Source organism: Cellulomonas wangleii, from assembly GCF_018388445.1.
GTDB classification, from domain to species: Bacteria; Actinomycetota; Actinomycetes; order Actinomycetales; family Cellulomonadaceae; genus Cellulomonas; species Cellulomonas wangleii.
The window spans coordinates 2,397,550-2,409,524 of the sequence record NZ_CP074405.1; the positions used below are offsets into that span (position 1 = coordinate 2,397,550).

General features: G+C 73.3%; 9 protein-coding genes. 3 read left to right on the forward strand and 6 right to left on the reverse strand.

Annotated features, from left to right (window positions below; genetic code table 11):
• Positions 1 to 20 precede the first annotated feature (20 nt).
• Complete coding sequence (dnaG, locus tag KG103_RS11085; protein WP_207341081.1) at positions 21 to 1,970, reverse strand: DNA primase; 1,950 nt, start codon at positions 1,968 to 1,970, stop codon at positions 21 to 23.
• A 144-nt stretch (positions 1,971 to 2,114) separates the two neighbouring features.
• Between dnaG and KG103_RS11090 the strand changes: the two genes are divergently transcribed.
• The gene (locus tag KG103_RS11090; RefSeq protein WP_207341080.1) at positions 2,115 to 2,456 is read left to right on the forward strand and encodes a YciI family protein; all 342 of its coding nucleotides are present in this window, start codon (positions 2,115 to 2,117) and stop codon (positions 2,454 to 2,456) included.
• Positions 2,457 to 2,463: 7 nt separating this feature from the next.
• Here KG103_RS11090 and KG103_RS11095 read toward each other — a convergent pair whose 3' ends face one another.
• From KG103_RS11095 to KG103_RS11110, 4 genes are all read right to left on the reverse strand, one after another.
• Positions 2,464 to 3,753: a deoxyguanosinetriphosphate triphosphohydrolase gene (locus tag KG103_RS11095; protein WP_207341079.1), complete on the reverse strand. Its 1,290-nt coding sequence runs from the start codon at positions 3,751 to 3,753 to the stop codon at positions 2,464 to 2,466.
• A gap of 32 nt (positions 3,754 to 3,785) precedes the next feature.
• The gene (locus KG103_RS11100) at positions 3,786 to 4,694 is read right to left on the reverse strand and encodes a sugar ABC transporter permease (RefSeq protein WP_207341078.1); all 909 of its coding nucleotides are present in this window, start codon (positions 4,692 to 4,694) and stop codon (positions 3,786 to 3,788) included.
• Between the two features lies 1 nt (position 4,695).
• Complete coding sequence (locus KG103_RS11105; RefSeq protein ID WP_207341077.1) at positions 4,696 to 6,342, reverse strand: ABC transporter permease subunit; 1,647 nt, start codon at positions 6,340 to 6,342, stop codon at positions 4,696 to 4,698.
• Between the two features lie 119 nt (positions 6,343 to 6,461).
• Positions 6,462 to 7,688, reverse strand: a complete 1,227-nt coding sequence (locus tag KG103_RS11110; RefSeq protein WP_207341076.1) for a sugar ABC transporter substrate-binding protein — start codon at positions 7,686 to 7,688, stop codon at positions 6,462 to 6,464.
• 201 nt (positions 7,689 to 7,889) lie between these two features.
• On the opposite strand from KG103_RS11110, the gene KG103_RS11115 reads away from it, so the two are divergent.
• Complete coding sequence (locus KG103_RS11115) at positions 7,890 to 8,951, forward strand: LacI family DNA-binding transcriptional regulator (RefSeq protein WP_249670554.1); 1,062 nt, start codon at positions 7,890 to 7,892, stop codon at positions 8,949 to 8,951.
• 104 nt (positions 8,952 to 9,055) lie between these two features.
• Positions 9,056 to 10,771, forward strand: coding sequence for a glycoside hydrolase family 13 protein (locus KG103_RS11120; RefSeq protein WP_207341074.1), 1,716 nt, complete (start codon positions 9,056 to 9,058; stop codon positions 10,769 to 10,771).
• Between the two features lie 45 nt (positions 10,772 to 10,816).
• On the opposite strand, the gene KG103_RS11125 is transcribed toward KG103_RS11120, so the two are convergent.
• On the reverse strand, positions 10,817 to 11,911 hold the full coding sequence (locus tag KG103_RS11125; protein ID WP_207341266.1) for a carboxylate-amine ligase: 1,095 nt from the start codon (positions 11,909 to 11,911) through the stop codon (positions 10,817 to 10,819).
• Between the last annotated feature and the right edge of the window lie 64 nt (positions 11,912 to 11,975).

Genomic DNA, 11,975 nt, shown 5'->3' on the forward strand with positions numbered 1-11,975 from the left:
CGGGCGCCAGGACCGCGCGGTCAGGCGCTGCGCAACGACCGGCGCTGTGCCTCGAGCTCCATGAGCTCACCCAGCAGGGCGCGCTGCTCGGCGGGGTCGGCGTCGGCGCCCAGGCGCTGCAACCTGCCCCGGACGTCCGCGATGCGGCGCGTGATCCCGATGTCCACCAGGCGCAGCACCACGCCGCGCACGTACGCCGGCAGGGCGTCGGGTCGGTCCTCGGGCAGGGGCGCGACCGACAGCTCGGTCAGCAGCGCGTGCACGGGCTCGGCGGCCTCGTCGATCACGGCCCCGACCCACGCCGTCCCGCCGCCCGCGGCCACGACCCCCTGCGCGGCCGCGACGCCCCCAGCCGCGCGCACGGCCTCGTGCACCGCCCGGTAGGCCGGTGCGGTGCAGGCGTCCGGTGCGAGCTGGTCGAACTCCGGCGGGACCAGCGTCGGGTGCTGCAGGACCACCTCGAGCGCCGTCCGCTCCACCTGGGCGACGGGGTCCCTCCGGTCCGGTGCCGCCATGCGCGCCACGGGCACGGGTGTCGGTCCCGCCTCCCCGGACCGGCGTCCCGCGTCGCGCTCCGTCGGTCGCGCGCCCGGCCGCGGCCCGCGGCGGGCGGCGTCGGCGACGGCACGGCGCACCCCCGTGACGTCGTCCATGCCCAACCAGCCCGCCAGCAGGCGCTCGTACTCCGGGCGCAGGGCGGAGTCGCGGATCCCCGCCACGACCGGAGCCGTGGCACGCAGGGCCGCCACGCGCCCCTCGGCGGTCCGCAGGTCGTGCGCGGCGAGCGTCGAGCGGATGACGAACTCGAACAGCGGCTGCCGGGAGGACACGAGCGCACGCACGGCGTCCGGCCCACGGGCCTGGCGCAGGTCGCACGGGTCCATGCCGGACGGCTCGACGGCGACGAACGTCTGGGCGGTGAGCGCCTGGTCCTCGCCGAACGCGCGCAGGGCGGCCTTCTGGCCGGCGGCGTCGCCGTCGAACGTGAAGACGATCTCGCCGCCCACGGACGAGCCGCCCGCGAGCTGCACGCCGGCGGCACCGCCGGAGTCACCGACGAGGCGCCGCACGATCCGGGCGTGGTCCGGCCCGAACGCCGTGCCGCACGTGGCGACCGCGGTGCGCACCCCGGACAGGTGCATGGCCATCACGTCGGTGTAGCCCTCGACCACGACCACCTGCTTCTCGCGGGCGATCTCCCGCTTCGCCAGGTCGATGCCGTAGAGCACGTGGGACTTGCGGTACAGCGGCGTCTCGGGGGTGTTGAGGTACTTCGGGCCGTTGTCCTCGTCGAAGAGGCGCCGGGCGCCGAACCCGACCGTCTCCCCCGTGACCTCGCGGATGGGCCACACCAGGCGGCCGCGGAACCGGTCGTAGATGCCCCGCTGGCCCTGGCTGACGAGCCCGGAGGCCGTCAGCTCGGCCTCGGTGAACCCCCGCCCGCGCAGGTGCCGCAGCAGCGCGTCCCAGCCCTGCGGGGCGAACCCGACACCGAAGTCGTCGGCGGCGGAGCGGTCGAAGCCCCGCTCGGCGAGGAAGGCCCGGGCGGCGGCTGCCTGCGGCTGCACGAGCTGCTCGCGGTAGAACTCCTCGGCGATGCGGTGCGCGTCGAGCAGACGCCGACGCCGTCCGGGCTCCTCGCCGGGGCGCGACGGGCCTCCGCCCTCCTCGTACCGCAGCTGCATGCCCGCCCGTGAGGCCAGGTACTCCACGGCGTCCGTGAACCCCAGGCCGTCGACCTTCTGGACGAACGCGATGACGTCGCCGCCCTCACCGCACCCGAAGCAGTGGTACCGGCCCACCTGGGGGCGCACGTGGAACGACGGCGACCGCTCGTCGTGGAAGGGGCACAGGCCCTTCAGGGAGCCGACACCCGCGGGCCGCAGCGCCACGTGCGCGCCGACGACCTCCTCGATGTGCACACGCTCACGGACGGCCTCCACGTCCTCCCGCAGAATCCGTCCGGCCACGTGCGTGAGTCTAGGCGTCCGCGGGACCTGCCCGGACGCGTCCAGGACGCCCCTCGCCGTGGGCGTCCGCATGGTGTCGAATGTCCTGCGCGCCGCGCGTCATGGCGGTGACGGGCGATCCGCGCCCGGCACGAGGAGGCCGACATGGAGTACCTGCTCTTCATCTGCACCGACCCCGAGGGTGAGCAGCCCGCACCCGACGACCTGACGATCGAGCAGTGGGGCGCCGACGTGGACGCCCGCGGCATCTGGCGGCACGGCGACCGGCTGCGTCCCGTCGAGGCGGCCACGACGGTCCGCCGCCGGGGCGACCGGGTCGTCCTGACCGACGGACCGTTCGCCGAGACCCGTGAGCAGATCGCGGGGTACGACGTCATCGAGGCCGCGGACCTGGACGAGGCCCTGGCGGTCGCCGCGGCGCACCCCATGGCCCGCGCCGGGCGGATCGAGGTCCGGCCCGTCTGGCCGCTGGACGCCGGCGACTGACGGCGGCTCAGTGCCGCGGCGGGTGCACCAGCCGGGCGTGCAGCCCGACCGCCGACACGTCCGTCAGGGAGGCGACCTGGTCGACGACGACGCGCAGGCGACCGGCGTCGTCGTCGGCCGCGCGCCAGTCCGCGGCGAACGGCGGCTCCAGGGCGTCCGGCCCGCGGTCGGTGAGCACGTGCACGAGGTCGGTGAGGATCTCGCGCTGGCGCTGGTACAGCGGCTCGAGCTCCCGGGGCGCCATGACGTACGCGACGGCCAGGCCCTTGAGCACGAGGATCTCCGCGAGCGTGTCGTGCGGCACGACGAGCTCGGCGGCGTAACGGGTGAGCGGACCGTCGCCGTAGCGGGCCCGCGTCGCCTGCTGGGCCGCCTTGGCGAACCGGCCGATGAGCTGGCTCGTCGCGTCCTTGAGCACGGCCAGCGCACGCCGCGACCCGTCGAACCCCGCCTCCCACAGCCGCGCGGCGACGAGGCGGTCCATGGCGGCCTCGAGCTCCGCGCCGGTGACCTGCGCCCCGTACCAGGTGTCCACGGCCTCCACGACGCGCGCCCGCTCGTCGGGGCGCGTCAGCACGCCCAGGTCGAGCCGGCCGCCGACGACCGCGTCCTCGACGTCGTGCACGGAGTACGAGATGTCGTCGGCCAGGTCCATGACCTGGGCCTCGAGGCACTTGCGGCCCGCGGGCGCGTCGGCGCGCAGCCACTCGAACGCGGGCAGGTCGTCCTCGTAGACCCCGAACTTGTGGGTCGGGCGACCGCTGGCGGGGCTGATCGGCCCCTGACCGTAGCGCCACGGGTACTTGACCGACGCGTCGAGGCTGGCGCGCGTGAGGTTCAGCCCGACGGACCGGCCGTCGGGCGCGACCACCTTGGGGTCCAGCCGCGTGAGCAGCCGCAGCGTCTGGGCGTTGCCCTCGAAGCCGCCGATGCCGCGCGCCAGCTCGGCCAGCGCCCGCTCGCCGTTGTGCCCGAAGGGCGGGTGACCCAGGTCGTGCGCGAGGCACGCGCTGTCGACGACGTCGGGGTCGCACCCCAGCGCCTTGCCGATCTCGCGCCCGACCTGCGCCACCTCGAGCGTGTGCGTCAGGCGCGTGCGCACGAAGTCGTCCGAGGACGGGCCCAGCACCTGGGTCTTGGCGCCGAGCCGCCGCAGCGCCGAGGAGTGCACGAGCCGGGCCCGGTCGCGCTCGAACGGCGTGCGCTCGCGCGACTTGACCCCCTCGTGCACCCACCGCTCCCGGTCGGCGTCGGCGTACCCGTCGACGTCGGGGGCGAGGTGGTCGAGTGCTGTCACGTGCCCAGCGTAGATGTCCGGGGCCCGCGTGCTCAGCCCTTGACGGCGCCCGCCGTCAGCCCGCCCACGATGTACTTCTGCAGGAAGAGGAACAGGACGAGCACGGGCAGCGCCGAGATGACGGCACCGGCGGCGAACAGACCCCAGTTGGCCTCGAGCAGCGCGGACACCCAGCCGTACAGCCCCACGGCGACCGTCCAGTTCGCCTCCGACTGCAGCACGAGCCGGGCGATGATGAACTCGCCGAAGGTGCTGATGAAGGACAGCAGCGCGACGACGGCCAGGATCGGCGTGACCAGCCGCAGGATGATCGTCCAGTACGTCTGGGCGTGCGTCGCGCCGTCGATCTTCGCCGCCTCGTCGAGCTCGCGCGGGACGGTGTTGAAGAACCCGTACATGAGGAAGGTGTTCACGCCGAGCGCGCCACCCAGGTACACCGCGATCAGGGCGAGCTTGCTGTTGAGGCCGAGCACCGGCACGACGTTGCCCAGCGCGATCAGCAGCAGGAAGATCGCGACGAACGCGAGCATCTGCGGGAACATCTGGACGATCAGCAGGGCCGTCAGGCCGGCACGCCGCCCGGTGAACCGGAAGCGCGAGAACGCGTAGGCGGCCGCCGCTCCCATGAGCACCGTGCCGACCCCGGTCGCGATCGCGATCTGCAACGAGTTGGCGAGCCAGGTCCAGAACAGCGTCCCGCCGAGCGCCTCGTAGTTCGCGGTGCTGACGGACGAGAACAGCTCGTTGGAGCCGGTCAGCGTCCCGCCCTCGGAGAGCGACGCCGAGATCACGTAGACGATCGGGAACATCGCGTAGAGGACGAAGAGCACGCCGACGACGTGCCGCCACCCCAGCTCACGGAGCCAGCGGGCGGGACGCATGCGCGGCTGCGCCGCGCTCGAGGGGGTGCGGGTCGGGAGCGTGACGTCGGTGGTGGCCATGTCAGTTGATCTCCTCGAACTGCTTCGTCCGCTTGAACGTGATCGCGGAGATGGTCGCGACGATCACGAAGATCACGATGGACAGCGCTGACGCCAACCCGTAGTTCTTCGCCGCCGTCCCGTCCAGCCCGGACACGGAGTACACCATCGAGATGAGGATGTCGGTGTGGCCGAGCGGCACCGACGCGTCGGGGAACCGCGGTCCACCCTTGGTCAGCATGTAGATCAGGGTGAAGTTGTTGAAGTTGAACGCGAACGACGAGATGAGCAGCGGTGCCGTCGAGACCAGCAGCAGCGGCAGCGTGACGGAGCGCCACGTGCGCATCGCGCTGGCCCCGTCGACCTTCGCGGCCTCGAGCACGTCGGCCGGCAGCGACTGCAGCGCCCCCGTGCAGATGAGGAACATGTACGGGAAGCCGAGCCACAGGTTGACACCCAGGACCGAGAGCTTGGCCAGCCAGGGGTCCGTGAGCCACGGGATCGCCGCTCCCCCGAGCAGCACCTGGTTGATGAAGCCGTACGACCGGTTCAGCATGCCGGACCACAGCAGAGCGGCGAGGAAGGCCGGGATCGCGTACGGGAAGATCAGCAGCGTCCGGTAGATCTTGCGGCCGCGCAACCGCGTGTCGTTGAACGTGATGGCGAGGAAGAGCCCGAGCAGGAACGTCGAGACGACGGACAGGATCGCGAACGCGAAGGTCCACAGCAGGATCTTCACGAACGGTCCGGCGTAGCGCTCGTCCGCGAAGGCGGTCTTGAAGTTGTCCAGGCCGACCATGACGCGCCAGCCGACGTTGAGCTGCTGGCCGTCGTCGGAGCGGAACGTGCCGTCCGACGTGGCGCGGTACACCGTGCCCGTCGTGACGTCGGTCATCGTGTCGGCCTCGGGGTCCCACTCGAGGGACGGGATGGACACGAAGCCGGTGCGGGCGTCCTGCGTCCGGATCGAGCCGTCCTCCGGGTCGTCGGACAGCGGGACCCGCAGCTTGGTGACGTCACCCTGGCGCGCGAGGACCTCCTGCCGGCTGAGCACGGTGGCACCGGGGACCTCGGTCACGCGGCCGTCGTCCACGGTCGCGGCGTCGTCCACCCGCAGCGGCTCCTCGGCCGTGCCGACCTGCGCCTCGCCGTCCTCGACGATGGCGAAGCCGAGCTGCCCGCCCCGCTCGATGACGGTGAGGGGGTAGGTCGCCGAGCCCTCGACGCGGCGCTCGTTCTGGATGAGCAGCGCCTCGACGGCCTGCTCCTTCGTCGAGTTGTGCCCGTCGCCGTAGTTGGTGAAGGCGACCCATCCCGTGTACCCGACCACGTAGACCTGGAACACGAGCAGGAACGCCAGGCCGGGCAGGACGTACTTCAGCGGCAGCGTGCGCCGCGAGAAGTACACCCAGTCGGCGACGAGGACCAGGACCACCATGGCCGCGAGGATCCCCATGTGACCCTCGCGCCAGGCGGCCAGGATCCCGTACACGCCCAGCGCGTTGACGACCGCCATGAGCGCGATCTTCACGAGCACGCCGACACGGAACGGTTCCCGCGGGCGACGCCCGTGGTCGGTCACCACGGGACCGGAGGTCCCGGGGGTCGGTCCGCCCGCGGCCCCGGAGGGGTCCGTGGTGTCACCGGCGAGGGTGGGGTGCGTGGCCATCGCGCGCCTTCCGTGCAGTCGGTCGGCGCGTCGGTGCGCCGGGACGGTGGCCCGCGGACGGTCCGCGGACCGGGTCGGCCGTACCGCGGGACGGCTCCCGCGGTACGGCCGGTGTCGGGTCAGGAGCCGATCGCTCCCTGGATGTCGGCGATCATCTTGTCCCAGGCGGCCACGGGCTCGGCCGCGCCGGAGATGATGTTCGCCTCGGTGACTCCCCAGAAGGCCCAGACCGAGCCCATCTCGGGGATCGACGGCATCGGCACGGCCTCGGCGCCGACGGCCGCGAAGCCGGCGGTGATCGGGTCCGCGGACGCCTGCTCGGCGGCCGACTTCAGGGCCGGCGGACGGTTGCCGGCCTCGTACAGCGCGAGCTGCGCCTCGTCCGTCGCCATGGAGTTGACGAGGAAGTCGTTCGCGAGCAGCGCGTTCTCGCTCTGCGCCGACACGTAGAAGCCCTGCACGCCCACGAACGGCTGGGCGAGCTCACCACCCGCGGACGGGATGGCGTCGATCGACAGCTCGAGGTCGCCGAACTGCTCGATCATCCACGGACCGCCGATGATGAACGGCGACTCACCGTTCTTGAACGCCTCGACGGCGATGTCGTACGTGATGTCGGTGGACAGCACGCCCGCCTGGCCCTGCGTCTGCAGCCACGTCGCGAACGCCTGGCCCTGCGCGCCGCCCATGCCCAGCTCCGTGGAGTAGGAGCCGTCGTCGTTCTGCACGAAGACGGGGGCTCCGAAGGACGTCTGGAGCGGGTAGTACGTGTAGGGGTCGCCCTCGGTCCCGGTCTGGATGAGGAACGGGTACAGCGTGCCGGCGGCCTGGCCCGCGGCGATCGCCTCGTCCCACGTCGCCGGCGCCGTGGCGGCCAGCGCGGTGTTGCGGATCAGCGCGACGTTCTCGATCGCGTACGGCAGGCCGTAGACCTGGCCGTCCTGCGTGAAGGCCTCGATCGCGACCTCCTCGAAGTCGGCGGTCTTGTCGCCCAGCTCGATGGGGGCCACCACGCCGTTGGTGGTGAACTCGCCGAGCCAGTCGTGCGCGCCGACCGTGATGTCGGGGCCCTCACCGGTCGGGACCTGCGCCAGGAAGTCGGCGCGGATGTCCTCGAAGTTCTTGAGCACCACCTCGACGTCGACGTCGTTCTCGGACTCGAACGCCTCGGCGGCCTGCTCGACCGCAGCCTGCCGGGTCTCGTCGACCCAGACCACGAGCGCGTCACCCGAACCGGCCGAGCCGGTGGTGGCGTCGCCCGAAGGCTCGTCGCTGGAACCGCTGCACGCCGTGAGCGTCAGCGCGAGGCCGAGCGTGAACGCAGCGGCCGGGATGCCTCGTCGCATCTTGTTGTCTCCTGATGTGTCGTTCGACCTGCCCGACGTCCGGCGCATCACCGTTGTCGGCCGTTGCTGAAACGGTATGCGCGTTGCAGCCCTCCTTGCAAGTCGTTACGGTAACTTTCAGGTTCCAGTTTCACGCAGGCCGCGGAGATCCACCGCGCGACGGGACGAGGAGGTCCGGTGCCCCCGACTACGCTGCCGACTGTGCGCACACGACTCACGGACCTGGCCGAGCAGGCCGGGGTCAGCACCGCCACCGTGTCGCGCGTGCTCAACGGCAAGCCCGGCGTCTCCGCCCAGGCACGCCAGGCCGTGCTGACGGCCCTGGACATGCTCGGCTACGAGCGGCCCGAGAAGCTGCGCATGCGCTCCGCCGGCCTCGTCGGGCTCATCGTCCCCGAGCTGTCCAACCCCGTCTTCCCCGCCTTCGCCCAGGTCATCGAGACCATGCTCAGCGACCGCGGGTACACCCCGCTGCTGTGCACCCAGTCCCCCGGCGGCACCACGGAGGACCAGTACGTCGAGCTGCTGCTGGACCACGGCGTGGACGGCATCGTCTTCGTGTCCGGCCTGCATGCCGACACCGCGGCCAGCAAGGACCGGTACCACCGCCTGCGCGGCCGGGGTGTCCCCCTGGTGCTGGTCAACGGGTACGCCGAGGGCGTCGACGCCCCAGCCGTGTCGACCGACGACACCGCCGCGATGGATCAGGCGCTGCGTCACCTGCACTCCCTCGGTCACCGCGCGATCGGGCTGGCCGTCGGGCCTACGCGGTTCGTCCCTTCGCAGCGTAAGCGCGACGCCTTCGCCACGCTCATCGAGCAGCGCCTGGGCGTCACCGACCCCGAGGCCCACGTCGTGTCCACCCTGTTCACCGTGGAGGGCGGCCGGGCGGCAGCGACCCAGCTGTTCGAGTCCGGGCACACCGCCGTGGTGTGCGGATCGGACCTCATGGCGCTCGGTGCCGTGCGCGCCGCCCGCTCCCTGGGGCTGCGCGTGCCCGAGGACGTGTCCGTCGTCGGGTTCGACGACTCGCCGCTGATCGCGTTCACCGACCCGCCGCTGACGACCGTCCGGCAGCCCGTGCCCGCGATGGGGCACGCGGCCGTCTCGGCGCTCGTCGCCGAGATCACCGGGAGCGCGGCCCCGCGCACCGAGATGCTGTTCCACCCCGAGCTGGTCGTGCGCGGGTCGACGGGCACCGCGCCCGCGAGCGCCCCGCCCGCCACGGACGACACCGGCGCCGTCGCGTCCGCCGCACGCTGAGCTGTCGCGCCCGCGGCCGGGCGCCCCCGCGCCTCCGCGCGCCCGCGGCCACCCGCACCACCTCCTCGTAGCACTGCTCCCCTGCCCCCTCAGGAAGGCCATCCGTGACCCTCGCGGCACTCACCCCCGACCTCGTCGCACACCGGCCCGACACCCGCACCGAGTGGTGGCGCCACGCCGTGATCTACCAGGTCTACCCGCGCTCGTTCGCGGACGCCTCGGGCGACGGCATCGGCGACCTGCCGGGTGTGACGGCGCGTCTCGACCACCTCGTCGAGCTCGGGGTCGACGCGGTCTGGCTCTCGCCCTTCTACCGCTCGCCGCAGGCGGACGCCGGGTACGACGTGGCGGACTACCGGGACGTCGACCCGCTGTTCGGCACGCTCGCGGACGCCGATGCCCTCGTGGCCCGCGCCCACGAGCTGGGCCTGCGCGTGATCGTCGACCTCGTGCCGAACCACACGTCCGACGAGCACGCGTGGTTCCAGGCCGCGCTGGCGGCCGGCCCCGGGTCGCCCGAGCGGGCCCGCTACCACTTCCGCGACGGGAAGGGCGAGCACGGTGAGCTGCCCCCCAACAACTGGGAGTCGATCTTCGGCGGCCCCGCGTGGACGCGCACGACCGACCCCGACGGCACGCCCGGCCAGTGGTACCTGCACCTGTTCGACAGCAAGCAGCCGGATCTCGACTGGGACAACCCCGAGGTGCACGCGGAGTTCGCCGACGTGCTGCGATTCTGGCTCGACCGGGGTGTCGACGGCTTCCGCGTCGACGTCGCCCACGGCATGGTCAAGGCCCCCGGGCTGCCGGACTGGGACGGGCACGTCGCGATGATCGACGGCAGCGACGGGTCGCACGCCGTCGACGACGTGGACGGCTCGGGCAACCACGGCCCGATGTTCGACCAGGAGGGCGTGCACGAGATCTACCGCGCCTGGCGCCGCATCCTCGACACCTACGACGGCGACCGTGCCATGGTCACCGAGGCGTGGGTCGAGCCGCTGAGCCGCCTGGCGCGCTACGTGCGGCCCGACGAGGCGCACCAGTCGTTCAACTTCGCGTTCCTGGCCGCGGGGTGGCACGCGCCGTCGCTGCGCCGCGTCATCACCGCCTCGTACGAGGCCAACGACGCCGTCGGGGCGCCCACCACGTGGGTGCTGTCGAACCACGACGTCGTCCGGCACGCCTCGCGCATGGGGCTCGACGACCCGACCCACCGGCCGAACGGCATCGGCCACGGCGACGAGCAGCCGGACGCCGGGCTGGGCCTGCAGCGCGCGCGTGCGGCCTCGCTGCTCATGCTCGGGCTGCCCGGCTCGGCGTACGTCTACCAGGGCGAGGAGCTCGGCCTGCCGGACCACACCGCGCTGGACGACGACCTGCGCGAGGACCCGGCGTTCTTCCGCACGGGCGGCGCCGAGCGCGGCCGCGACGGCTGCCGGGTGCCGCTGCCGTGGGAGGGCGACGCCCCCGGGCTCGGCTTCTCGCCGACCGGTGCGACGTGGCTCCCGCAGCCCGCGGAGTGGGCCGACCTGGCGGTCGACCGCCAGCGCGGGCGCGAGGGCTCGACGTACGAGCTGTACCGGGCCGCGCTGCGGCTGCGTCGCGACGAGAACCTCGGCGCCGGCGGCCTGCAGTGGCTGGACTCCCCGGCCCGCGAGCACGTGCTGGCGTTCCGCAACGGCGGCGTGGTGGTGCTGGCCAACCTCGACGACGTCGACGTCGCGCTGCCCCTGGACGCCGAGGTGCTGCTGGCCTCCGGCCCGCTCGCCGACGGCGTGCTGCCGGCGGCGACGACGGCCTGGCTGCGCCTGCCCTGACGCACGCGCGCCACGGCCGCGGCGGCCGCCCGGGCCGTGCGCGCGTCAGGCGATGGTCGCTGCCACGGCGTTCTCGACGACGGCCGGCAGGCCGCCCTCCCGTGCCCACGCACGCTGCTCGTCGGCGCCGGTCCCGCGCTGCCACAGCCGCGCCAGGAGGTCCTGCACCGTGGCGAGGTCGCCGCTGTCGACCAGCGCCGGGCGCAGGTGGTCGAGCATCTGCGCCACCGCGTCGCGCGCCGGCACGGGCGTCATGAAGGGCGGCAGCAGCAGGTCGCCCCCGAGGCCCGAGCGCGCCGCCCGCCACGTCGCGGCGCGCAACGGCTCGACCCGGTCGTGCGACGGCGGCACCCCGTCGACCGCCTGCCGCGAGGCCGTCTCCACCAGCGCGCGGCACAGCGCCGCCACCAGGACGGCGTCGTCGGCGCGCAGGCACACGTCGGCCACCCGGATCTCGACCGTCGGGTACCGCGGCGAGAGGCGGGCGTCGAAGTACATCATCGCCGGGTCGAGGGCGACGCCCGACGCGACGAGACCCGTGACGGCCCGCCGGTAGGCGTCGGCGGTGCGGAACGGCGCCGTGGGCCCCGCGGTGGGCCAGCGGTTCCACATCTGCGACCGGATCGAGGAGTACCCCGTGTCCTCACCGTGCCAGTACGGCGAGTTGACGCTCAGCGCGAGCAGCACCGGGAGCCACGGGCCGATGCGGTCGAGGACCGCGACGCCCTCGTCGTCGTCGGCCACCGAGACGTGCACGTGGCAGCCGCTGGTGAGCTGCTCGCGCACCGTCAGCGCGTACGCCTGCGCCATGGCCTCGTAGCGGGCACCGCGCGACAGCGTCGTCGGGCCGGACATCGGGGACGTCGCGACGGCGACGAGCCGACCGTCGGCCTGCAGCGCGGCCGCCGACGCCCGCGCACGCCCCTGCCGGACCTCGACCGCCAGCTCGTCGAGCTCGAGGCACGGGTGCGTGCCCGTCTCCACCTGCTGCTCCTGCAGCTCCTTCTCGAGGCCACCGCCCGGGGGCCCTTCGTCGGCGGCCTCCCCGCCGCCCTGCTCGTGGGCGCGCACCGCCGCCTCCGCCACACCGGTGGGCACGCCCTCGGCGTCCACCAGCAGGTACTCCTCCTCCACACCCATGGTCCGCACGGGCTGCAGTCTGCAGGCCCTCGGGCGTCCGCGCGCGGCGAGACGGACGACCGGG

Bases quoted from the DNA above. Each gene is read 5' to 3' on its own strand.
- KG103_RS11105 (WP_207341077.1), bottom strand. From the start codon at position 6,342: ATGGCCACGCACCCCACCCTCGCCGGTGACACCACGGACCCCTCCGGG.
- KG103_RS11110 (WP_207341076.1), bottom strand. From the start codon at position 7,688: ATGCGACGAGGCATCCCGGCCGCTGCGTTCACGCTCGGCCTCGCGCTG.
- KG103_RS11100 (WP_207341078.1), bottom strand. From the start codon at position 4,694: ATGGCCACCACCGACGTCACGCTCCCGACCCGCACCCCCTCGAGCGCG.
- KG103_RS11125 (WP_207341266.1), bottom strand. From the start codon at position 11,911: ATGGGTGTGGAGGAGGAGTACCTGCTGGTGGACGCCGAGGGCGTGCCC.
- KG103_RS11090 (WP_207341080.1), top strand. From the start codon at position 2,115: ATGGAGTACCTGCTCTTCATCTGCACCGACCCCGAGGGTGAGCAGCCC.